The organism is Pseudomonas sp. LBUM1652, from assembly GCF_059716105.1.
Genome location: NZ_CP166804.1, coordinates 1647520 through 1670477, shown reverse-complemented (window position 1 = coordinate 1670477; position 22958 = coordinate 1647520). Strand labels below are relative to the sequence as shown.

At 61.2% G+C, this 22958-nt stretch carries 17 protein-coding genes; 5 read left to right on the top strand and 12 right to left on the bottom strand.

What is annotated here, in order from left to right; translation table 11 throughout:
- Positions 1-41: 41 nt before the first annotated feature.
- The 5 genes from ACA069_RS07605 to aceK form a co-directional block, all read right to left on the bottom strand.
- On the bottom strand, positions 42-278 hold the full coding sequence (locus tag ACA069_RS07605; protein ID WP_497616935.1) for an anti-sigma factor family protein: 237 nt from the start codon (positions 276-278) through the stop codon (positions 42-44).
- A complete protein-coding gene (locus ACA069_RS07600; protein ID WP_489878454.1) occupies positions 272-883 on the bottom strand; it encodes an RNA polymerase sigma factor in 612 nt (203 codons plus the stop codon). Before ACA069_RS07600 ends, ACA069_RS07605 begins: the two co-directional genes overlap by 7 nt.
- Before the next feature lie 147 nt (positions 884-1030).
- Positions 1031-2152, bottom strand: a complete 1122-nt coding sequence (locus ACA069_RS07595; protein ID WP_497616934.1) for a beta-ketoacyl-ACP synthase III — start codon at positions 2150-2152, stop codon at positions 1031-1033.
- A 382-nt stretch (positions 2153-2534) separates the two neighbouring features.
- Complete coding sequence (gene hrpA / locus ACA069_RS07590) at positions 2535-6446, bottom strand: ATP-dependent RNA helicase HrpA (protein ID WP_497616932.1); 3912 nt, start codon at positions 6444-6446, stop codon at positions 2535-2537.
- A 233-nt stretch (positions 6447-6679) separates the two neighbouring features.
- On the bottom strand, positions 6680-8401 hold the full coding sequence (gene aceK / locus ACA069_RS07585; RefSeq protein WP_401266570.1) for a bifunctional isocitrate dehydrogenase kinase/phosphatase: 1722 nt from the start codon (positions 8399-8401) through the stop codon (positions 6680-6682).
- 227 nt (positions 8402-8628) lie between these two features.
- Between aceK and ACA069_RS07580 the strand changes: the two genes are divergently transcribed.
- A complete protein-coding gene (locus ACA069_RS07580; RefSeq protein WP_401266568.1) occupies positions 8629-9537 on the top strand; it encodes a DMT family transporter in 909 nt (302 codons plus the stop codon).
- Positions 9538-9650: 113 nt separating this feature from the next.
- Here the strand turns inward: ACA069_RS07580 and ACA069_RS07575 are convergent, their stop codons facing one another.
- From ACA069_RS07575 to ACA069_RS07545, 7 genes are all read right to left on the bottom strand, one after another.
- The gene (locus ACA069_RS07575) at positions 9651-11231 is read right to left on the bottom strand and encodes an aldehyde dehydrogenase (NADP(+)) (protein WP_497616931.1); all 1581 of its coding nucleotides are present in this window, start codon (positions 11229-11231) and stop codon (positions 9651-9653) included.
- 24 nt (positions 11232-11255) lie between these two features.
- Positions 11256-12251: an AraD1 family protein gene (araD1, locus tag ACA069_RS07570; protein WP_497616929.1), complete on the bottom strand. Its 996-nt coding sequence runs from the start codon at positions 12249-12251 to the stop codon at positions 11256-11258.
- Between the two features lie 54 nt (positions 12252-12305).
- Positions 12306-13481 (bottom strand): L-rhamnonate dehydratase, encoded by a 1176-nt coding sequence (locus tag ACA069_RS07565; protein ID WP_497616928.1) that lies wholly within the window; start codon positions 13479-13481, stop codon positions 12306-12308.
- Positions 13482-13514: 33 nt separating this feature from the next.
- The gene (locus tag ACA069_RS07560) at positions 13515-14840 is read right to left on the bottom strand and encodes an MFS transporter (protein WP_497616926.1); all 1326 of its coding nucleotides are present in this window, start codon (positions 14838-14840) and stop codon (positions 13515-13517) included.
- 301 nt (positions 14841-15141) lie between these two features.
- A complete protein-coding gene (locus ACA069_RS07555; RefSeq protein WP_497616924.1) occupies positions 15142-16146 on the bottom strand; it encodes a 4-hydroxythreonine-4-phosphate dehydrogenase PdxA in 1005 nt (334 codons plus the stop codon).
- Positions 16143-17111: an amidohydrolase family protein gene (locus ACA069_RS07550; protein ID WP_497616923.1), complete on the bottom strand. Its 969-nt coding sequence runs from the start codon at positions 17109-17111 to the stop codon at positions 16143-16145. Before ACA069_RS07550 ends, ACA069_RS07555 begins: the two co-directional genes overlap by 4 nt.
- Positions 17104-18444, bottom strand: a complete 1341-nt coding sequence (locus ACA069_RS07545) for an MFS transporter (protein WP_401266552.1) — start codon at positions 18442-18444, stop codon at positions 17104-17106. Before ACA069_RS07545 ends, ACA069_RS07550 begins: the two co-directional genes overlap by 8 nt.
- Positions 18445-18822: 378 nt before the next feature.
- Between ACA069_RS07545 and ACA069_RS07540 the strand changes: the two genes are divergently transcribed.
- From ACA069_RS07540 to ACA069_RS07525, 4 genes are all read left to right on the top strand, one after another.
- Positions 18823-19836, top strand: a complete 1014-nt coding sequence (locus ACA069_RS07540) for a Bug family tripartite tricarboxylate transporter substrate binding protein (RefSeq protein WP_497616920.1) — start codon at positions 18823-18825, stop codon at positions 19834-19836.
- Between the two features lie 53 nt (positions 19837-19889).
- The gene (locus ACA069_RS07535) at positions 19890-20423 is read left to right on the top strand and encodes a tripartite tricarboxylate transporter TctB family protein (RefSeq protein ID WP_401266548.1); all 534 of its coding nucleotides are present in this window, start codon (positions 19890-19892) and stop codon (positions 20421-20423) included.
- Positions 20420-21949, top strand: a complete 1530-nt coding sequence (locus ACA069_RS07530) for a tripartite tricarboxylate transporter permease (RefSeq protein WP_497616918.1) — start codon at positions 20420-20422, stop codon at positions 21947-21949. The genes ACA069_RS07535 and ACA069_RS07530 overlap by 4 nt, the downstream gene beginning before the upstream one ends.
- 67 nt (positions 21950-22016) lie before the next feature.
- Positions 22017-22958, top strand: coding sequence for a LysR family transcriptional regulator (locus ACA069_RS07525; protein ID WP_095187746.1), 942 nt, complete (start codon positions 22017-22019; stop codon positions 22956-22958).

Genomic DNA, 22958 nt, shown 5'->3' with positions numbered 1-22958 from the left:
CCATCATCCGTGAGCTTTAACCGTGCCAGCCTGCATTTCCCTCAGGGACTGTCGTCCCGCCGCTGCTTGGCCAGACGCTCGGCCAGCGCATCGACATCCTCCACCGGGTGCTCCGGCAGCGCCTTCAGCGTCAATTGCATCAGACGCATCTGACGAATGAAACGCCGGCAATTGGCGCAGAACATCAGGTGATGACGCACCATCAGTCTTTCCCGAAAACTCAACTGGCCATCGAGATAATCGCTGGATCGTGCCACTTGCTCCTTGCAGGTCAACATTCCCCTGTCTCCTCAAAATGTTCCACGGTCGCGAAGACCTTTAAACGTGCCCGATGCAGCAGCACGCGGACATTGGAGAGCGATATCTCCAGAAGATTACAGATCTCTTCCAGCTCCAGCCCCTGACGTTCGCGCAACAACAGCACACTGCTTTGCAGTTCCGACAGGCTCAACAGCGTGTGTTCCAGGCATTCGCGCAGTTCGCTTTCGGTCAACAACGCTTCGGGAGTGTCCTGGTGCCAGGCAAACGGTGCGACCAGCCAATGGCCGTCCCCGGGAGAAAAACGGCCGTCGTCGATGGTGCCGTGGGGCGATGGCAGGTCATCCATCAGCACTTCGCGGCGATTGAGTTTGTAACGACTTTTGGCTGAGTTGGCGGTGATGGTCAGCAACCAGGTTTTGAGACTGGAGCGGCCTTCGAAGCTGCCAATATGACGCACCACCGAGAGCCAGGCATCCTGCACCACTTCCTCGACATGACGCTGGCCGACAATCGCATACGCGACGGCGCGCATCGCACTCTGATAAGTCGTGACCAGTTCCTTGAAAGCCCGTTGCTCGCCTGCCAGCAAACGCGCGAGCAGTTGGGTGTCGTCAGCCGCCATCCATCAATCTCCTTGTTCCGACTCCGAAAAAGATAGCGGCAGGATTCGCCTAAAGCGTCTCCTGCCGCGATTTCCGAAAACTACAGCGTTCCAGCCGATTCGGATGTAGGAAAGGTCAGCGCGATTAAGCGGAAATTAAACCGTTTTTCAACGCTTGCGCAGAATCACGCTACCGATCGAGTAACCCGCACCGAACGAACTCAGTACCGCCAGCGAACCGCTGGCCAGATCATCCTGATATTTGTGAAAAGCAATCACGGACCCGGCAGAGCTGGTGTTGGCGTAGGTGTCGAGGATCACCGGCGCTTCTTCTTCGGTAGCCTCGCGGCCCAGCAGTTTGCGCACGATCAGGTGGTTCATGCTGAGGTTGGCCTGGTGCAGCCAGAAACGCTTCACATCGCCGACGTTGAGCTGGTTTTCCTGAAGATGCTCGCCGATCAGTTCAGCGACCATCGGGCAAACATCTTTAAACACCTTGCGGCCTTCCTGCACGAACAGTTTGTCGCGGGTGCCTATGCCCTCTTCCGCTGCGCGGTTGAGGAAGCCGAAGTTGTTGCGGATGTTGTTCGAGAACTTGGTCAGCAGTTTGGTGCTGACCACGTCGAACTGGTGGCTGGACGTTGCCAGATCAGCGCGCTCGATGATCACCGCAGTGGCGGCGTCGCCGAAGATGAAGTGGCTGTCGCGGTCACGGAAGTTCAGGTGACCGGTGCAGACTTCCGGATTGACCATCAGGATCGCCCGGGCCTGGCCCAGTTGCACGCTGTTGGCCGCGGCCTGGATGCCGAAAGTCGCCGAGGAGCAGGCCACGTTCATGTCGAAACCGAAACCCTGAATGCCCAGCGCTTCCTGGACTTCAATGGCGATGGCCGGGTAGGCGCGTTGCAGGTTGGAACAGGCGACGATGACGCCGTCGATGTCCGCGGCGGTCTTGCCGGCACGCTGCAAGGCTTGCTCGGCAGCGCCGATGGCCATCTGGCAAAGTACCGACCATTCGTCGTTGGAACGCTCCGGCAGACGTGGCGCCATTCGCGCAGGGTCGAGGATGCCGTCCTTGTCCATGACAAAGCGGCTTTTGATGCCCGAAGCTTTTTCGATGAACGCGGCGCTGGATTCGGTCAGGGCCTGGACTTCGCCGCTGGCGATGGCGTCGGCATTGTCGGCGTTGAACTGGGCGACGTAGGTATTGAAAGACTGCACCAGCTCTTCGTTGGAGATGCTGTTGGCCGGGGTGTACAGGCCGGTGCCGCTGATGACGACGTTATGCATGGTCGTTTCTCTAATCTGTTCAGGCAGAAAGTGCTGGAACCGTCGTACCAACACACAAAGGGTCTATTCCCATCCGGGGGACGCAAACCTGGCATCGCTTTATTCCGATCCGTGACCGCGCCGAAGGCTCTGGGTCGCGAAAGCGGCGTTTATGGTCGCGAAGTTTGCCATAAACCCGAGGTTTTGGCGCCTTTCTCAGGCACAACGCCTATCCCCTGTGCTGGCTTGTGTGGCGAGGGGATTTATCCCCGATCGGCTGCGAAGCAGTCGTCAAACCATCCCACTCGGTACAACTGGCACGCTTAGTTCATGGTTTTTGGGGCGGCTTCGCCACCCATCGGGGATGAATCACCTCGCCACAGAGGTTGTTTGAGCTTCTGTGTCAGGGTTCGACCTGGGTCCACTGCTTGTTCAGGCGTTTGTCGGAAATCGGCACTTTTGTCCCCAACTGCTGGGCGAACAGCGACACCCGGTATTCCTCCAGCCACCAGCGATACAGCTCAAGCTGCGGATCGCGTTTGCCTTCCTGCGCGTGTTTGGCCGCACGGGTATGGTATTGCGCCCACAGGCCGGCGAGTTCGCCGCTCCAGACCCGATCCTTCTGCACCTGCGCGCCGAGTTTCTCGAAACGCTGCTCGACCGCTTTCAGATAACGCGGCAGCTCCTTGAGCCACTGCATCGGCGTTTCCCGGACAAACCCCGGATAGACCAGATTATTGATCTGCTGCTTGATGTCGTTCAGCGCCACGGCTTGCGCCAAGTCGATCTTGCCCTTGAAGCGTTTTTGCAGACCGTGCCAGAGCTTGAGGATCTCCAGCGTCAGCCGCGCCATGCGCTCGGCGTGTTCGGTCCAACTGCCGCGTTTGCGTTCGGCCAGGGCTGCCAGTCCTGCGCCGTCACGCGGCAGCGGGTCTTCGCCATCGAGAATGCAGCTGTCGAGGCTGGCCAACAGAATGTCTTCGACCAGCGCATCGACACGGCCCAATTCACGATAGAGCAAGCCAAGTTCGGTCTGCCCCGGCAACTTGCCACGCAGGAATTTGGCCGGCTCGGCCAATTGCTGCATCAACAGACGCTGCAAGGCGCGACGGTGCTGGAACTCGGCTTCGGCCGGGGTCGAGAACCGCCCTTCCTTGACCGTACCGCCCTCTTCAACCAGCGCCGGATAGACCGTCATCGACAGCCCGGCGATTTTCTGCTGAGTCTTTTCCGCTACGGGTGCGAAAACCCTGGCTTCCACCGGTTGCTGACTTTTCGCGCTCTGCGGCACCGCCAACGCGGCCTGACTCGCCTCAGCGAAGCGTGCAGTCAGTTCGGCCAGATCCCGCCCTTCGCCGAGGAACTTGCCCTGGCCGTCGACGATTTCCAGGTTCATCCGTAGATGCCCTTCGACTTGCTGCGCGGCTTCCGCCCACGCCTCGTCGCTGACCCGCGCGCCGGTCATGCGCAACAGCTCACGCCCGAGCACCTGGGGCAGCGAACCCTCGGCGAAGGTCATGCGTTGCAATGCAGCCTTGATGAAGTCCGGCACCGGTACGAAGTTCTTGCGCAGGGCTTTCGGCAGGTTACGCACGAGGGCGATGCACTTGGCCTCTATCAGCCCCGGCACCAGCCATTCCAGACGCTCCGGTGGCAGCATCGGCAGCAGCGGCGCCGGCACGCGCAGGGTCACGCCGTCGCGCGGGTGATTGGGTTCGAAGTGGTAAGTCAGGGCCAGTTCCAGATCGCCGATGTGCAGCGTGTCCGGGTAGTCCCGCGCGGTGACTTCACTGGCCTCACGGGCCAGCACGTCTTCTTCGCGCATGATCAACAGCTGCGGATCTTTTTGGCTGTTGATGCGATACCAACTGTCGAAGGTCGCGGTCTGATGAATCTCCGCCGGCAGCCGCGCATCGTAGAAGGCGTACAGGGTTTCTTCGTCGGCGAGGATGTCGCGACGTCGGGCCTTGGCTTCCAGTTCGTCGAGCTGTTCCAGCAGTTGTTTATTGGCGGTCAGGCATTTGGCCCGCGACTGAATCTCGCCACGCACCAGACCTTCGCGGATAAACAACTCACGCGAGACCACCGGATCAACCGGGCCGTAATGCACTGGCCGGCGACCGACCACGATCAGGCCGAACAGAGTGATCTGCTCAAACGCCACGACCTGCCCGCGCTTCTTCTCCCAGTGCGGTTCGAAGTGATTTTTCTTGATCAGATGCCCGGCCAGCGGCTCGATCCAGTCTGCGTCGATCTTCGCCACCATGCGCGCGTACAGCTTGGTGGTTTCCACCAGCTCGGCGGTCATCAGCCATTGCGGGCGCTTCTTGCCGATGCCCGATGACGGATGAATCCAGAAGCGCCGCTGCCGCGCGCCGAGGTAATCGCCGTCCTCGGTTTTCTGGCCGATCTGGCTGAGCAAACCCACCAGCACGGCCTTGTGCAGTTTCGGATAATCCGCCGGCTCTTTATTGAGGCTCAACTGCATGTCGCGGCAGATCAGGCTCAACTGCCGATGCGAGTCACGCCACTCGCGCAGACGCAGGTAGTTGAGGAAATTCTTGCGGCACCAGTTGCGCAGCGGGCTGGCAGTCAGCGCCTGACGCTGCTCTTCAAAACCGCGCCACAGATTGACCAGCCCGGCGAAGTCGGAATCAACATCCTTCCATTGCGCGTGGGCCTGATCCGCCGCTTGCTGGCGCTCCGGCGGACGTTCGCGCGGGTCCTGAATCGACATGGCACTGGCGACGATCAGCACTTCCTGCAAGCTGCCGAGCTTCGCCGCTTCCAGCAGCATGCGGCCCATGCGCGGGTCGACCGGCAGGCGTGCCAACTGGCGACCCAACGGGGTCAACTGGCTGTTGCGATCCACCGCCGAGAGTTCTTGCAGCAGGTTGAAGCCGTCGCTGATCGCCTTGCCGTCCGGCGGCTCGATAAACGGGAACGCGGTGATTTCGCCGAGGCGCAGGTGCAGCATCTGCAAGATAACCGCAGCAAGGTTGGTGCGCAGAATCTCCGGATCGGTGAATTCCGGGCGACCGAGGAAATCTTCTTCGCTGTACAAACGTATGCAGATACCCGGCTCGACGCGACCGCAACGACCTTTACGCTGATTGGCGCTGGCCTGGGAAATCGCTTCGATCGGCAGGCGCTGTACCTTCGCGCGGTAGCTGTAACGGCTGATGCGCGCGGTGCCGCTGTCGATCACGTAGCGGATGCCCGGCACGGTCAGCGAGGTTTCGGCAACGTTGGTCGCCAGCACCACACGTCGACCCGGGTGCGACTGGAAAATCCGCTGCTGCTCGGCCGGCGACAGGCGCGCGTACAGCGGCAGAATCTCGGTGTGTTTGAGCTGGGCCTTGCGCAGCATGTCGGCGGCGTCGCGAATCTCGCGCTCGCCGGGCAGGAACACCAGCACGTCGCCCGGACTGCGGCGTTCGCTGCGCTCGTAAGCGGCGATTTCGTCGAGAGTGGCGAGAATCGCCTGATCCACGGTCAGGTCGTCTTCGACGCGGTTGCCCTCTTCGTCCTGCTCCAGGGTCAGCGGGCGATACCAAGTGTCCACCGGGAAGGTGCGGCCGGAGACTTCGACAATTGGCGCATCGTCGAAGTGCTTGGAGAAGCGCTCCAGATCGATGGTCGCCGAAGTGATGATGACTTTCAGATCCGGGCGGCGCGGCAGCAGGGTTTTCAGGTAACCGAGCAGGAAATCGATGTTGAGGCTGCGCTCGTGGGCTTCGTCGACGATGATCGTGTCGTAGCGTTCCAGATACCGGTCGTTCTGGGTTTCCGCCAGCAGAATGCCGTCAGTCATCAGTTTGATCAGGGTGTTGGAGTCGCTCTGATCTTCGAAACGCACCTGATAGCCGACCAGCGAACCCAGCGGCGTGCCGAGCTCTTCGGCAACCCGGCTGGCAACGCTGCGCGCCGCGATCCGGCGTGGCTGGGTGTGGCCGATCAAGCCGTGCTGGCCGCGACCGATTTCCAGACAGATTTTCGGCAACTGCGTGGTTTTACCCGAGCCGGTTTCGCCGGCGATGATCAGCACCTGATGCTGCTCCAGCGCCTTTTTGATTTCGTCACGCTTGGCCGCGATCGGCAGGCTGTCGTCGTAACGGATCACTGGCAGGCTGGCCTTGCGCGCCAACACCTGATCGCAGGACGCCTGCATGCGCGCCACCCACTGGGCCAGCTTGGCCTCGTCGGGTTTCTTGCGCAGCTCAAGCAACTGCCGCCGCAACCGGTGACGGTCGGCGAGCATGGCGTGATCGAGGTTTTTCAACAATTTGTCGATGGAGGGCGATTCGTCGGTCATCGGGTACGCAATTCGGTCGTCTAGTGGCGCAGGGGGGCGATTGTCGCAGATTTGCGGCACTGAACACGACTGTGAGGTGCTTTTGTGGCGAGGGGATTTATCCCCGATCGGCTGCGCAGCAGTCGCCAACTGGATATCAAAGCCGATCTGTCACATCTGCGCTGAATGGTTTTAGGGGTGCTTCGCACCCCATCGGGGATAAATCCCCTCGCCACACAGTGTTCACTTGAAAATTATTCGTTATCCAGGCCCTTGCGCCGATACGGGAACACATCAATCACCTTCCCCGCCCGAATCGCCTCCTGCAAGCTCTTCCAGTAATCGGCGTTATACAACTCCCCATGCAACTGATCGAACAACTTGCGCTGACCGGAATCGGCAAACAAAAACGGCGGAAACTCTTCGGGGAAGACATCCAGCGGCCCGATCGAATACCACGGCTCCGACGCCATTTCGTCCTCCGGCGTACGAGGTTGCGGGATGTGGCGGAAGTTGGCCTCGGTCAGAAAGCAGATTTCGTCATAGTCATAAAACACCACCCGTCCGTGACGGGTGACGCCGAAGTTCTTCAGCAGCATGTCGCCGGGAAAGATGTTCGCTGCCGCCAGTTGCTTGATCGCCAAGCCGTAATCCTCCAACGCCTCGCGTACCTGCGCATCGTTGGCGTTTTCCAGGTACAGGTTGAGCGGGGTCATCCGTCGTTCGGTCCAGCAGTGGCGGATCAGCACGGTGTCGCCTTCCACCGACACCGTGGACGGCGCGACTTCAAGCAATTCTTCAAGGCACGCCGGATCGAACTTGCTCAGCGGAAAGCGGAAATCGGCGAATTCCTGGGTATCGGCCATGCGCCCGACCCGGTCGACACTTTTCACCAAACGGTACTTCTCGATGACCGTGGCGCGGTCGACGTTTTTCGACGGTGAGAAGCGGTCCTTGATGATTTTGAATACGGTGTTGAAGCCCGGCAGGGTGAACACGCTCATGACCATGCCGCGCACGCCGGGGGCCATGATGAACTGGTCGTCGGTGTTGGCCAGGTGGTTGATCAGCGCCCGGTAGAACTCGGACTTGCCGTGTTTATAGAAGCCGATCGAGGTGTACAGCTCGGCAATGTGCTTGCCCGGCAGGATCCGCCGCAGGAAACCGATGAACTCCGCCGGCACCGGCACGTCGACCATGAAATACGAGCGGGTGAAGGAGAAGATGATCGACACATCGGCTTCGTCGGTGATCAGCGCGTCGATCTGAATTCCGCGACCTTCGCGGTGCAGCAACGGGATCACCAGCGGCCACTGCTCGTCACGGGTATAGATGCGCCCGACCAGATACGCGCCCTTGTTGCGATACAAAACCGAAGAAAACAGCTCGACGCTCAGTTCCGGGTCTTTGCATACCCAGTCCGGCAGGTTCTCGCGCAATTGCGCTTCGAGTCTGAGCAAATCGCCCGGCAAATCGGCGTAATCCTCACTGAAGCGGTAGTCGGCAAAAATGCTCGCCAGCATCCCCGATAATTGGCCCTGCGGTTTGTACGTGCGGGTTTGTGCGGCGCGGGCACGGCGCAGGCTGGGCCGGGTGGTGTGGATGAACATGCAGCCGTCGCTGATCAGGTCATGGCTGAACAGCCCGCAGAAAATCGAGTTGTACCAGGTCTCGGACAGCTCATCGTCGAAGCGCAGGTCGATGACGCTGATGTAGGCGCTTTTCACCAGCGGCCAGCAACTGACATCCATCAGCGTTTCGTCGTCGAAATACTCACGCAGGCGAGCGATGGTTTCGCCGACCTTTTCTTCGTAGAGGTTGATCCGCGCCGCCGATGCCGTCTGGATCTCCTGCCAGCGCGCCTGCTCGAAGCGCTCCCGCGCGCCGTCGGTGATCCGGCGGAAATGCTCGCGGTAATCGTCGAAGCCATCGAGGATCATGCGGGCGATGTCGGTGGCTGGCCATGGCTGCGGCATAGATGAAACCTCTGCGTGCATTCGGAATGCTTGAGCTTAGCCACGGAACCGGCCCGAGGAGAAGTGCAATTTCTGCCAAAACCGCGTCGTGGTTGCACACGGCAGGGATTATTCGTTGCCGGCGTAAACAATGGACCGGTCAGACCAAAATTAAATGCCTGATTAGCGGTTGCCATCGTCAGGGCGCTCGGCAACACTCTCGTCCCGATCAAGCAAGGAGCGCCACCGTGAGCCCCGTCGATATTTTCCGCATGCTGTCGCTGGCAGCCATCTGGGGCGCGAGCTTCCTGTTCATGCGCATTATTGCGCCGGTGATCGGCACAATTCCGACGGCGTTCTTGCGCGTGTCGATTGCGGCCGTCGGTCTGCTGGTGATCCTTGGGCTGATGCGCATCAGCTGGGATTTCAAGGGCAAGCTGAAAACCGTGATGCTGCTGGGTGTCATCAATTCGGGGATTCCGGCGACGCTGTATTCGGTGGCGGCGCAGGTGTTGCCGGCGGGTTACTCGGCGATCTTCAACGCCACCACGCCGTTGATGGGCGTGCTGATTGGCGGGTTGTTCTTCAGTGAAAGACTTACCGTCGCCAAGCTCAGTGGCGTGTTCCTTGGCTTGTTCGGTGTCGGCGTTCTCACGCGCGCAGGCCCCGTGGCTTTCGATCTGGAATTGTTGATGGGCGCCCTCGCCTGCCTGCTTGCCACCACTTGCTACGGTTTCGCCGGTTTCCTCACCCGTCGCTGGCTGGATCATAGCGGCGGGCTCGATAGTCGACTCTCGGCGGTGGGCAGCATGCTCGGGGCAACGCTGTTTCTCTTGCCGCTGTTCGGCTACAGCGTGATGACCGCACCACCGGCAAGCTGGGGCGGCTGGAATGTCTGGCTGTCGCTGCTGGGATTGGGCTTGGGCTGCACGGCGTTTGCCTACATCATTTACTTCCGTCTGCTCAGCTCCATCGGGCCGGTGAAGTCGATGACCGTGACCTTCATGATCCCGGCGTTCGGTGTGTTGTGGGGGGCGCTGCTGCTGGATGAGCCGCTGTCGATGGCACATCTGTATGGCGGGGTGTTGATCGCACTGGCGTTGTGGCTGGTGTTGAAGCCGGCGGTGGTGAAATCGGCTGAGGTGACGGCCCGCTAGAACAGCGTGGCTGCTGAAATTGCCATCGCGAGCAGGCTCACTCCTACAGGGAAATGCGTTCCAACTGTAGGAGCGGGCTTGCTCGCGAAGACGCCAGCACAGTCACTGAGGATTTAAAGCGCCAGCGCACTCACCTCACCATCCACCAAACGCCTAATCCCCAGCGGATTAGCATCCTGCAATGCCTCGGGCAACAACGCATCCGGGTAATTCTGAAAGCAGACCGGCCGCAAAAAGCGATCAATCGCCAACGTCCCGACCGACGTTCCGCGCGGATCCGACGTCGCCGGATACGGCCCGCCATGCACCATCGCCTCACACACCTCGACCCCGGTCGGATAACCGTTGAACAGAATCCGCCCGACCTTTTCCTGTAGCTGCTCGGCCAGCCAGCGGTACTCCAGCAACTCCCCCGCCTCACCGATCAATGTCGCCGTCAGTTGCCCACGCAAGCCTTGCAGCGCTTGCGCCAACTGCGCCTGATCCTCCACTTCAATAATGATGGTGGTCGGGCCGAAGACTTCTTCCTGCAACAGCGCATCACCGTTGAGCAACAGGCTGACGTGGGCTTGAAACACCTGCGGCTGGGCCTGAGTACCTTGTTGCGGATGACCGGCCAGGTGCGTCAGCCCCGGATGTTCGTGCAACTCGCCCAAGCCTTTGCTGTAACTGGCCAAGGCGCCGGCATTGAGCATGGTCTGTGCCGGTTGCCCGTTCATGTTGGCGCAAAAGCGCCGGACAAACGTACTGAACTGCGGCGAGCGCAAACCGATCACCAGACCGGGATTGGTGCAGAATTGCCCGCAGCCGAGCGTCACCGAACCCGCCAGTTGCGCGGCAATCTGCTCGCCGCGTACTTCCAGCGCTTCAGGCAACAGGAACACCGGGTTAATGCTCGACATCTCGGCGAATACCGGGATCGGTTGCGCGCGGCTCGCGGCCATCTGGCTCAGGGCATTGCCGCCCTTGAGCGAACCGGTGAAACCCACAGCCTGAATCGCCGGATGTTTGACCAGCCATTCGCCGACTCCGCCGCCGTAGACCATGTTGAATACGCCGGCGGGCATTTCGCAGCGCTCGGCGGCGCGGATGATCGCGTCCGCCACCCACTCGGCCGTGGTCATGTGGCCGCTGTGGGCCTTGAACACCACCGGGCAACCGGCGGCCAGCGCCGAGGCGGTGTCGCCACCGGCCGTGGAAAACGCCAGCGGAAAGTTGCTCGCGCCGAACACCGCCACCGGACCGAGGGCGATGCGGTACTGGCGCAGATCCGGACGTGGCAACGGCTGACGTTCAGGTAACGCCCGATCAATCCTCGCACCATAAAAATCACCCCGGCGCAGGACTTTGGCGAACAGCCGCAACTGGCCGCTGGTGCGCCCGCGCTCGCCTTGGATACGGGCGGCGGGCAGCGCGGTTTCACGGCATACGGTAGCGACGAAGTCATCCCCCAGGTCGTCGATTTCATCGGCGATGGCATCGAGAAACACCGCGCGTTTTTCTGCACTGAGGTTGCGATAAACCGGATAGGCAGCGGCGGCGGCTTTGGCAGCAGCGTCCACCTCGGCTTCGGTGGCCTGGACGAAATGCCCCGGCAGCGCCTCACCCGTTGTGGCGTCGAGACTTTGCAGCTGCACGCTGCCTTGAGCGCTGCGGCGGCCGCCGATGTAGTTGTGACCCAGTAGCGATGTCATGGGAATTCCTCAAACAATTGGGCTTTACAACGCACGTACCTGACCGATGGCCAGCGGCTGGGCACTTTCGCCGATGCCGTTTTCCAGCGGCGCGCCGAACGCGTCGAGACTGATCTGGAAGCGGTCGCCGGGGCGGGTCTTGATAGCGTCGGCAAACGACAGCGTGGCGGTGCCGAAGTAATGCACGTGGACATCGCCTGGACGCAGGAACTGCGCGTATTTGAAGTGATGAAATTCGAGGTTGGCGAGGCTGTGGCACATGTTGTCTTCGCCACTGAGGAACGGCTTCTCCCACAGCACTTCGCCGTCACGCAGGATGCGGCTGGTGCCTGACAGATCGGTGGGCAACGCACCGACCCGCAGCTCCGGGCCGTAGGCGCAGAAGCGCAACTTGGAATGGGCCAGATACAGGTAGTTGCGCCGCTCCATGACGTGATCGGAGAATTCGTTGCCCAGCGCATAACCGAGGCGATACGGCAGGCCATCGTCGCCAATCACGTAGAGGCCGGCCAATTCCGGCTCCTCTCCGGCATCTTCGGCAAATGGCGGCACCGGAAAATCCGCGCCGGGGCGCACGACGATGTTGCCGTCGCCTTTGTAGAACCATTCCGGCTGCGCACCGACGTCACCGGCCGCCGGTTTACCGCCCTCGATGCCCCACTTGAAGATGCGCATGGTGTCGGTCATGCCCGCTTCAACAGCGCCGTCCTGCTGGTGCATTTTGTCCCGTGCCGAGGCGCTGCCCAAGTGGGTCAGGCCGGTGCCGCTGATCAGGCAATGGGCCGGGTCTTCGTGATCCAGCGGCGGCAGGACGCGGCCCTGTTGCAGCAGCTCGGCGTAATCGGGGCCGAGTTCAGTGCCGCGCAGGGCGACTTGCTCTTGCAGACCATGGCTGGCACGAATCGCCGCCAGCGCCAGTTCGCGGGTGCTGACGGTGTTGCGCACGACGTGAACCTGCGTGCCCTCAACGAGCCCGACGAGGCGCTGGCCGGCGGTGTTTTCAAATTGAATCAGGCGCATATGCGACCTCCGGAAATGCATGGAGGGCGCCGCCCGCAGGCGACGCCCGACAGATCACTCGATGATGTTGAAGTCGTTCAAGTACTCATCAGAAATTTCCAGGCCCAGGCCCGGCTTGTTGTCGTCGAGCTGGATATAGCCGTTGACCGGTTGCGGCTCGCCCTTGAACACGTAATAGAAAAGTTCGTTGCCGACTTCGACGTCGAACACCGGGAAGAACTCGGCCATCGGCGAGGCGGTGGTGGACATGGTCAGGTGGTAGTTGTGCATCTGCCCGGCATGGGGGATCACCGGCACTGACCAGGCTTCGGCCATGGCGTTGATCTTGCGCGCGGCGGTGATGCCGCCGACGCGGTTGGTGTCGTACTGGATCACGTCGACGGCGCGGCGTTCCAGCAAATCCTTGAAGCCGTAGGAGGTGAATTCATGCTCGCCACCGGAGATCGGCATGATCCCCATTTTTTTCAGCTCGATGTAGCCTTCGATGTCGTCGGCGATCACCGGTTCTTCCAGCCAGCGCGGCTCGAACTCGGCCAGTTTCGGCAGCATCCGGCGGGCGTATTCGAGGGTCCAGCCCATGTAGCACTCGAGCATGATGTCGATGTCCGGGCCGGCCAGTTCACGCAGGGCGCGCACTTGCTCGATGTTTTTGCGCATGCCCGCCGGGCCGTCTTTCGGGCCATAACCGAAGCGCATTTTCAGCGCGGTGAAACCCTGATTCAGATAGCCCTGCGCCTCTTCGAGGAACAGGTCGAGGTTGTCATTGGCATAGAGCTTGGAGGCGTAGGTCCAGATCTTTTCCTTGGTGCGCCCACCGAGCAGTTTGAACACCGGTTTGTTCACCGCTTTGCCCATGATGTCCCAGATGGCGATATCGATGGCCGAGATCGCCGCCATGCCGATGCCTTTGCGGCCCCAAGCGTGGCTCTGGCGGTACATCTTCTGCCAGATGTATTCGTTGTCGAAGGGGTCCTCGCCGATGGCAATCGGTGCCAGATAGGTGTCGATGATTTCCTTGGCCACGCGCGGCGCCAGCGCACAGTTGCCGATGCCGACCAGACCGGTGTCGGTTTCGATTTCCACCACCAGCCAGCCGTGGAAACGGAACGAGCCCATGGCGTCGCCACGCTCAAAAAGGATGTCGCTGGCGTTGGTGCAGAAGTGCGCTTGCGGTGGCACGACTTTGCCTTTCCATTCGAAGACGCGGGTACGGATCGCTTTGATTTTCATGAATACGGTTCCTTGCTAACGCTTAAGTAGTGATCAGCCAACCTGAGCCGGTGTGAGCTGCGAGGGAGAAACAGGGGTTTGGGTGGTGCGAAGTCGGGACAACAGAACCGCGCCAACGAGGCCTACCAGCGCCAGGGCGAACATGCCGGCACGGGGGTCAGCGAAGGAGGTTTCCATCACGGTTTTCAGGTTCGGTGCGACAAAGCCGCCGAGGTTGCCGATGGAGTTGATCAGGGCGATCCCGCCGGCTGCGGCGGCACCGCTGAGGTAACTGGTGGGTATGGTCCAGAACAGTGGCTGCACCGAGACGAATCCGGCGGCAGCGAAACAGAAAGCGAGCACCACCGGCATCATGCTGGTACCCAATGCCGACGCCGCGATGCCAAGGGCGGCCATGGTCAACATGCACACGGCGAGACGACGGTGCTGGCCAGTGCGGTCGGCGTAGCGGGTGACGATGCGGGTGACGATCAGCGCGCAGATCCACGGGATCGCGGTGATCAGGCCCACGTTCAAACCGACATGACCGTCGAGCAACCCGGCGATGCGGGTTGGCAGGTAGAACACCACGCCATAAACGCTCATCTGAATGGTGAAATACGCCAGGCAGAATTGCAGCACTCGCGGGTTGCGCAAGGCGCTCAGGAAACCGTGGGGGCTGGAGTCTTTTTTCTTTGCATCTTCTTCATCGAGTGCAGTTTGCAGTGCCTGCTTTTCTTCGACACTCAACCATGTCGCCTGAGCCGGACGGTTGACCAGGTAGAAGTAAGCAGCGATGCCCACCACCGAAGCCATCAGCCCCTCAACGACGAATAGCCACTGCCAGTTGGTCAGGCCGAACACGCCGTGGAACTCCAGCAACCAACCGGACAAAGGGCTGCCCAACACCAGCGCCAGCGGCAGGCCGAAATAGAACAGACCGAGGGCCTGGCCACGGCTCTGCGCCGGGAACCAGTAGGTGAGGTAAAGGATGATCCCCGGGAAGAAACCGGCTTCGGCCACACCCAGCATGAAGCGCAGGACGTAGAAGGTTTCGGCGTTGTGGGCAAACATCATCGCCGCCGACACCAGACCCCAGGTGACCATGATCCGGCACAGCCAGACCTTGGCGCCGAGGCGATGGAGCATGTAGTTGCTCGGTACTTCGAAGAACGCATAACCGATGAAAAAGATGCTCGCACCGAAGGCGAACGCCGCATCCCCGAGCCCGGTATCGGCTTGCAGCGCCGCTTTGGCGAAGCCGACGTTGGAGCGATCGATGAAGGCGAGGATGTACATCAGGATCAGAAACGGCAGCAGGCGCAGCCGGCTTTTGGCGATGGCACTGGACAAAACCAGGGCGGAATCTGGACGGGTCATGTGAAGGTTCCTTTGCTGCCGGTATGTGCCCTGCGGAAGTGACAGGGCGGGCTTTTTGTAGTTGTTGGTCGCATGAACATGCGTTCAGTCGATGGAGCGACTGTAGCCAGCGCAAAGGGCTGCCGGATAATCACTTATGCGTATCCGGCGATAACCTGCGGTGATCGCATCAAGCGATTTATGGGCAGATAGGGTTATCGGATAAAAAACAAAAAAGATCGCAGCCTGCGGCAGCTCCTACAGGTGAATGAGATCCCCTGTAGGAGCTGCCGCAGGCTGCGATCTTTTGCTTCTGATGTTACTAGTAGCTGTTGGCACCCATCCGACAGGCAATTTCGAACGCCTGGCGAATCGCGCCGACGTTGGCTTTACCCTGCCCCGCAATATCAAACGCGGTGCCATGCGCTGGCGTGGTGATCGGGATCGGCAAGCCGCCCTGCACCGTCACCCCACGGGAGAAGCCCATCAGCTTGATCGCGATCTGGCCCTGGTCGTGATACATGGTGACGACCGCATCAAATGCGCTGGCATCGCCCTGCACCTTAAGGAAAATCGTGTCGCCCGGATAAGGCCCTTCCGCCGCAATGCCCTCGGCCTGTGCCGTACGCACTGCCGGGCCGATGATGTCCAGCTCTTCGCGACCGAACGAGCCGTTGTCGCCGTTGTGCGGGTTGAGGCCACACACGCCGATGCGCGGTTTCTCCAGTCCGTTGCGTTTGAGCGCGGTGTCGATCAGGCGGATCGCCTCGCCTACCCGCTCCTGACTGAGCAGCCCCGGCACATCGGCCAGCGCCACGTGTGACGTCACCCGTGACGTCCACAGGTTGTCGAGCACGTTGAATTCGCAGAACGGACCATGGAAATCCAGCAACTCGGCGAACCAATGCAGCTCGTCGCTGTGGGCCATGCCGGCCATGTGCAGCGAGGTTTTGTTCAACGGCCCGAACAGCACCGCATCGGTGGTGCCAGCCTGGGTCAGACGCAGGGCGATTTCCAGCGTATCGAGGCTGTAGCGGCCGCCGATTGCACTGGCTTCACTGCGGGGAAACTCGCCCACGGTATCGCCGCGCACGTTGTAGAACAGTGGCGTGTCATCGGCAAAATCCAGTTGCTCCAGCGACTCGATCCGGCGATAGGGAAACTCGACGCCAGCGATGCGCATGCCGCGCTGCATCTCGGCTTCATCGGCAATCAGAATCACCTGCGCCTGTGCGCGTACTTGCGGCTCGCCGAGCAGCCGCGCAATCAGTTCCGGGCCAATGCCCGCCGGGTCACCGAGTACCATGGCGATCGTGGTTTTGTTCATGCTTGACTCCTCAAAGGCTCAGACCCGGCGCGCTCAAGGACACCAGGTTCGCAGCGGTAAACCCGCTGCGCGTTGCTGTAGAACAGACATTGCTGATCGGCCTGCGGCAGATCGGCGACGATGTGTTTGAAACCGCTGTAAATGCTGTCGAACGAGCCGCACAGGCTGTCGACCGGGAAGTTACTGGCAAACATCGCCCGCGTGCTGCCGAACATGGCGATGATCTCGCGCACGATCCACGCGTTATCGATGGCCCGCCATGAACGACCGGCCTGACCGAGACCGGAAATCTTCACCTGCACGTTCGGGTACTCGGCCAGTCGCGCCATGGCTGTGCGCCAACCGGCCAAACCTTCGGCGCTGCGGTCGCTGGGCAGGCCGGCGTGGTTGAGAATCAGCGTGGTGTCGGGGAAATCCCGGGCCAGCCGCTCGGCTTCCGGCAGGTTCCACCACGGTGTCTGCAAATCGAAGTGCAGCCCCAAACCTTGCAGCGCGGCGTAACTGCGGCGCCAATGCTCGTCGCTCATCAGGCTGCGCGAACGCCCGACTTGCGTGGGTGATGTCGGCCCTCCGGGTTTGTGCCGCACGCTGCGCACATGCTTGAAGCGCGCCTGTTCGGTGAGCACATCGATTGCGTCCGGATGATCAAGCCAGGCTTGGGCCACCACCGCATTCGGCACGCCATAACGGGCGGCCAGTTGTTCGATGAAGCGGGTCTCGCCGATCGGGTCCTGCGGGTTCCATTCGGTCTCGATGTAGACGGTTTGCACCACTTGATGCTGCGCCGCGTCGGCGAAGTAATCCTCGGGAAAATAGCGGCGCTTGATCGCGCTGTAATCACCATAGCGAAACGGGATGTTGGCCTCGGGCGCGAGCCACGGGTGATCGTTGATCGCCGGGTCCCAGAAATGATGATGGGCGTCGATGATCGGGCCATCCCACAGTGGGCGGTTCTGCTCAGTCATGGCGCACCTCGTCCAGTGCAATGAACAGCGTGGCCAGCACAAACACCGCCGAACACGCCGCGAAGAAACCGAGTACCGGAGCGAAACCGCCGGCCATCTGCAGGATCACGCCGACCAGAATCGGCACGGTAATCCCGCCGACACTGCCGGCCATGTTCATCACTCCGCCGATCAGGCCGACCCGCGCCGGTGCCGCGAGCAGCGCCGGGAAGCTCCAGTAGAGGCTGCCCCACATCAGGAAAAACGCGGTCATGGCCAACAGCGCCACGGCCGCAAAAGGGTTGCTCAAGGTCGGCAGCAGCAGGAACGCGCCCAGCGCCACCAGCCCGGAAAAAGCCAACAGACTCTTGACCGCCACACCACGGCTGACGCCTTTGCGAATCAGCCCGTCGCAGAGAAAACCACCCGTGAGTGAGCCGAGCGCGCCGCAGACAAAGATCACAAACGTGGCGAAACCAATGCCCTTGATATCGAAGCCGCGCGCTTGGGACAGGTAGGTCGGCCCCCAGGTCAGCAGGCCGAAATAAACCATCGCCCAACTGGCCCGGCCGATCAGCAAACCACTGAGTGAACGTGCGGCAATGCCCAGACCCTTGACCGGTGCCCGCGCTGCCTCGGCGGCAGGCGTGGCGCGGCCGGCGTTGATCTTTTCCAGCTCCGCCGCATTCACTTGCGGGTGGCAGGCCGGATCGTCGCGCAGATAACGCCAGGCCAGCCACGCCAACACCAAAGTGGCGATACCGGCAATCACAAACGCCAGGCGCCAGGAGTTCAGCGAGGCAATCAGGTAAGCGATGATCAAACCGCCCAACGCCACGCCCAAGGGGCTGCCGCTGTCCATCAACACCGCGCCGCGACTGCGCTCGCCGGGGGCGAGCCACAGGGAAATCAGTTTGCCGCCGGACGGAAACAGTGGCGCTTCCGCCGCGCCCAAAGCGACTCGGGCGAACAGCAGCGACAGGCCGCCGGTGGCGAATGCCGCCAACACCTGAAAGGTGCCCCACAAACCGGTCGACCAAGTGATGACCCGGCGCGGCCCGTAACGGTCGATCAGCCAGCCGCCGGGGATCTGCAACAACGCATAGGCCCAAAAGAAACTGCTGAGGATCAAGCCTTGCAGGCTCGGTGATAGGGAAAATTCGGTAGCGATGGTCGGCATCGCAATCGACAGCGACACGCGGTCGATCAGGTTGACCATGGTCAGGGCGAAGACAATCGCAAAGATCCGCCAGCGCACGTTGCTGGCCGTGGTGCTGGCGGTCAGCGCAGCCGCCGCTGCCGTCGGGAGGGCGCCTGCGACAGGCAGGTGCAGGGAAGCACTGGGACGAGCCATGGTGCGTACCTCGTTTTATTATTTTTGTGGGTGTCGCCACGCCGCTGTTTCGCGGCATCCGGAGGGCACTATCGAAGGCCCGGCGATAACCGTCTAATCAAAACTTGAAATCAGGCGATAGCCTCGGGTTATGCCATGCCGATCTTTCATCACGCTTACATCGCCAGCCATGACGATGAATGTGCGCCTGAAACGCTCTACGGCAAAGTCTGCCCCACGTTTGGGTAATTGATTGGCGCCCGAGCGATAACCCCAGGCTATCGGTGTATGTTTTGTTTTGAGTAGACGCCGCCGTCATACCTTCCCACACTCAGGCCAGGCTTGCGGCTTTCGAGCGCAGACAAGTCACTCATAACAACTACAAGAATGAGGCCTCCCATGCGTACTGCATTCGTCCGTCGCACCTCCCGTCTGCTGCTGGGTTGTACCCTGCTCGCGGCCGGTGTCCTCCCCTCCCTCGCCCACGCCTGGCAACCGGACAAGAACGTCGAGATCGTCGTCGCCGGCGGCCCCGGTGGCGGCACCGACCAGCTCGGTCGTCTGATCCAGTCGATCATCACCACCCACAAGTTCCTTGAGGTCAACACCATCGTCCTCAACAAGGGCGGCGGCAACGGCGCTGAAGCGTTTCTTGATCTGAAGATGAACAAGGGCGATCCGGAAAAACTGGTGATCGGCACCAACAACATCTACCTGCTGCCGCTGGTGTCCAAGCTCGGTTACCAATGGCAGGAACTGACCCCGGTGGCCGCCGTTGCCGAGGATGACTTCATTCTCTGGAGCTACAAGGACGCGCCGTGGAAAGACGCCAAGGGCTTCTATGAGGCGGTGAAAACCGATCCGTCGAAACTGCGCATGGGCGGCAGCCAGTCCAAGGACGTCGACCAGACCCTGACCCTGCTGCTCAACCAGACCAACAACAGCAAACTGGTGTACATCCCGTTCAAGAGTGGCAGCGAAGCCGCCACGCAACTGGCCGGCAAGCACATCGCCGCCAACGTCAACAATCCCAGCGAAAGCATCAGCCAATGGCGTGGCGATCAGATCGAGCCGCTGTGCGTGTTCAGTAAAGAGCGCATGGCCTACACCGAAAAAGTGGCTGGCGACAAATCCTGGGCGGATGTACCGACCTGCCACGAACAAGGCCTGGGCATCGATCAATATCGCTTTCCGCGCACCGTGTTCATGCCGGGCGATGTCACCGCCGAACAGCGCGCGTTCTATGTCGAGCTGATGCGCAAAGTCACCCAGACCCCCGAGTTTCAGGCCTACGTGAAACAGAACGCGCTGGTGCCGACCTTCCTCGAAGGCGAGCCGCTGACCGCGTACATCGAGCAAGACACCGCCCGTGTCACGCCGGTGTTCAAGGAAGCCGGCTGGCTGAAAAACTGAGGTCGTCCACGGCCGCCCGATAAGGTGCGGCCGTCACCTGCTGGAGGTGTTTCATGTCCCATTCTTCGGATTCACCGGCGCTGGTCAGCACCCGTTGGGTCGAACTCGGCCTGACCCTGTTCACCACGCTGATCGGCGCGGTGGTGATGTACGGCAGCCTTGAACAAGGCATCGGCTGGGGTGACGCCGGGCCTGAGCCGGGTTACTTCCCCTTCTACATCGGCCTGATGCTCAGTGGCGCGAGCGTGGCCAACGGCATTCTGACCGTGGTGCGCTGGCAGGCCATGAGCATTGCGTTCGTCAGCCGCAGCGCGTTTCGGCAAGTGTTCTCGGTGTTCCTGCCGATTGCCCTGTTCGTCGCGGCCATGCCGTTCACCGGTATCTACGTGGCCTCGGCGGCGTTCATTGCCTGGTTCATGTGGCGCGACAAAGTACGCGTAAAACCCTATGGCAAATGGATGATCGGCAGCGTCTCGCTCGGTGCGGTGCTCGCCAGCTATCTGATCTTCGCGCTGTGGTTCAAGGTGCCGCTGGATGCCGGCCCGATGGGCGACTGGATTGCCCTCGCCGGGAGAAACTTCAAATGAGCGAATTCGATTCCCTGATGCAAGGCATGAACCTGATCATGACCCCGGGCCACATCGGCCTGATGGTGATCGGCGTGCTGCTGGGCATTCTGGTCGGTGTGTTGCCCGGCCTCGGCGCCCCCAACGGCGTGGCGTTGCTGCTGCCTCTGACCTTCACCATGTCGCCGGTGTCGGCGATTATCCTGTTGTCGTGCATGTATTGGGGGGCGTTGTTCGGCGGGTCGATCACCTCGATTCTGTTCAACATCCCTGGTGAGCCGTCATCCGTGGCGACCACCTTCGACGGCTACCCGATGGCCCGTGAAGGCCGCGCCGCCGAAGCCCTCACCGCCGCGTTCAGTTCGGCGCTGATTGGCGCACTGGCCGGCGTGTTGTTGCTGACGTTCCTGTCGACCAAGATCGCCGCGTTCGCCATGTCCTTCAGCTCACCGGAATTCTTTGCGGTGTACCTGTTGGCCTTCTGCACGTTCATTGGCATGAGCAAGAACCCACCGCTGAAAACCGTGGTGGCGATGATGATCGGTTTCGCCATGGCGGCGGTGGGCATGGACACTGTATCCGGCAACCTGCGCCTGACCTTCGATCAGCCCGCGTTGATGACCGGCATCAGCTTCGAAGTGGCCGTGATCGGTCTGTTCGGCATCGGTGAAATCCTCTGCACAGTGGAAGAAGGCCTGGTGTTTCGCGGTGAACATGCGCGCATCACGCCGATGGTGATCCTGCGCACCTGGGCGAAACTGCCGCGTTACTGGCTGACCATTGTGCGTAGCACGTTGGTCGGTTGCTGGATGGGCATCACCCCGGGCGGGCCGACGGCGGCGTCGTTCATGAGCTACAGCCTGGCGCGGCGCTTCTCGAAGAACCGCGACAACTTCGGCAAGGGTGAACTGGAAGGCGTGATCGCCCCGGAAACCGCCGACCACTCCGCCGGCACCAGCGCCCTGCTGCCGATGTTGACCCTGGGCATTCCCGGTTCGGCCACCGCAGCGGTAATGCTCGGCGGCTTGATGATCTGGGGCCTGCACCCCGGCCCTACCCTGTTTGTCGAGCAGCACGATTTTGTCTGGGGCCTGATCGCCAGCATGTATCTGGGCAACGTCGTAAGCCTGATCGTCGTGCTGGCCACCGTACCGTTGTTCGCCTCGATCCTGCGCATTCCGTTCTCGATCATTGCGCCGATCATCATCATGGTCTGCGCCATCGGTGCCTACTCGGTGCACAACTCGTTCGTCGACGTGGTGCTGATGCTCGGCTTCGGCGCGCTGGGTTATCTGTTCAAGAAACTCGGCTACCCGATCGCGCCGCTGGTGCTTGCCGCCGTGCTGGGTGACAAGGCCGAAGACGCGTTCCGCCAGTCGATGCTGTTCTCCGACGGGCACTTGGGCATCTTCTGGTCCAACCCGTTGGTGGGCAGCCTGACCACGGCGGCGTTGCTGATGTTGTTCTGGCCACTGATCTCCAAGGCGCTGCAAGTCATGGTCGGTTTGCGCAAGGCCCATGGGGCCAAGCCAAAATCGGTGCTGTGACACAGGACTGGCACTGCCTGACATTTGTTGTCAGGCTGGCCACCTGTCTTTTTCGCGAGCACGGCCCATGACCCGAATTCCTGATGCCAACGTGATCCACAGCCGCCTGCGTCTGCGCCAGTTGCGGCTGATGCTGGCGTTGCAGGAATTCGGCTCGCTGCGCCGCGCCGCCGACCACATCGGCATGACTCAACCGGCGGCGACCAAAATGCTCCACGAGGCCGAGGATTTGCTCGGCGTCGAACTGTTCGAGCGCTTGCCCCGGGGCATGCGCTCGACGCCCTTCGGCGAGACGGTGATCTATTACGCGCGCATGGTCTTCGCCGAACTCAGCGGCATGCGCGAAGAGTTGGTGGCGCTGGAATCGGGCAATCTCGGAAGGGTCGCGGTCGGGGCTATTCCGGCGCTGGCCTCGGGGTTGCTGACGCGGACTATCGCGACCTTGAAGCAAAGCCATCCACGGTTATCAATGAGCATTCAAGTCGACACCAGCGACGTGTTGGTGCAGGCGCTGTTGCAGGATCAACTGGACATCGTGCTGGGGCGAATACCCGCCGGAGCGCGGGCCGAAGAGTTGCTCTTCGACAGTCTCGGCGAAGAAGCCTTGTGCGTGATTGCCGGCGCGCAGAACCCGCTGGCGAAAGAGAAAAACCTCAGCTGGGCAGAATTGCAAAACATGACCTGGGTGCTGCAACAGCAACCGAGTCCGATGCGCGCGATCATCAATCAGGTGTTCCACAACGCCCGGGTCGACATCCCCAGCAGCATCGTCGAAACCACCTCGATCATGACCTTGCTGTCATTGATCCAGCAGACCGACATGCTCGGCGTAACACCGGTGTCGGTGGTCGAGGACTATCCCGGCCGCGACCTGCTGGCGGTGCTGCCGATCAAGTTTGAAGCGCGACTGCCACCGTTCGGTCTGATTACCCGACGCCACCGGATTCAGTCCTCGGCGATGCAGGCGTTCATGAACTCGGTGCGGGCCGAACATGCATTGAGCAAATGA

Coding starts and splice junctions, on each gene's coding strand:
- ACA069_RS07605 (WP_497616935.1), bottom strand. CDS start 278: ATGTTGACCTGCAAGGAGCAAGTGGCACGATCCAGCGATTATCTCGAT.
- ACA069_RS07565 (WP_497616928.1), bottom strand. CDS start 13,481: ATGAAAATCAAAGCGATCCGTACCCGCGTCTTCGAATGGAAAGGCAAA.
- ACA069_RS07595 (WP_497616934.1), bottom strand. CDS start 2,152: ATGCATAACGTCGTCATCAGCGGCACCGGCCTGTACACCCCGGCCAAC.
- ACA069_RS07525 (WP_095187746.1), top strand. CDS start 22,017: ATGACCCGAATTCCTGATGCCAACGTGATCCACAGCCGCCTGCGTCTG.
- ACA069_RS07600 (WP_489878454.1), bottom strand. CDS start 883: ATGGCGGCTGACGACACCCAACTGCTCGCGCGTTTGCTGGCAGGCGAG.
- araD1 (WP_497616929.1), bottom strand. CDS start 12,251: ATGCGCCTGATTCAATTTGAAAACACCGCCGGCCAGCGCCTCGTCGGG.
- ACA069_RS07550 (WP_497616923.1), bottom strand. CDS start 17,111: ATGACTGAGCAGAACCGCCCACTGTGGGATGGCCCGATCATCGACGCC.
- ACA069_RS07530 (WP_497616918.1), top strand. CDS start 20,420: ATGAGCGAATTCGATTCCCTGATGCAAGGCATGAACCTGATCATGACC.
- ACA069_RS07560 (WP_497616926.1), bottom strand. CDS start 14,840: ATGACCCGTCCAGATTCCGCCCTGGTTTTGTCCAGTGCCATCGCCAAA.
- ACA069_RS07545 (WP_401266552.1), bottom strand. CDS start 18,444: ATGGCTCGTCCCAGTGCTTCCCTGCACCTGCCTGTCGCAGGCGCCCTC.
- aceK (WP_401266570.1), bottom strand. CDS start 8,401: ATGCCGCAGCCATGGCCAGCCACCGACATCGCCCGCATGATCCTCGAT.
- ACA069_RS07540 (WP_497616920.1), top strand. CDS start 18,823: ATGCGTACTGCATTCGTCCGTCGCACCTCCCGTCTGCTGCTGGGTTGT.
- hrpA (WP_497616932.1), bottom strand. CDS start 6,446: ATGACCGACGAATCGCCCTCCATCGACAAATTGTTGAAAAACCTCGAT.
- ACA069_RS07555 (WP_497616924.1), bottom strand. CDS start 16,146: ATGAACAAAACCACGATCGCCATGGTACTCGGTGACCCGGCGGGCATT.
- ACA069_RS07535 (WP_401266548.1), top strand. CDS start 19,890: ATGTCCCATTCTTCGGATTCACCGGCGCTGGTCAGCACCCGTTGGGTC.
- ACA069_RS07575 (WP_497616931.1), bottom strand. CDS start 11,231: ATGACATCGCTACTGGGTCACAACTACATCGGCGGCCGCCGCAGCGCT.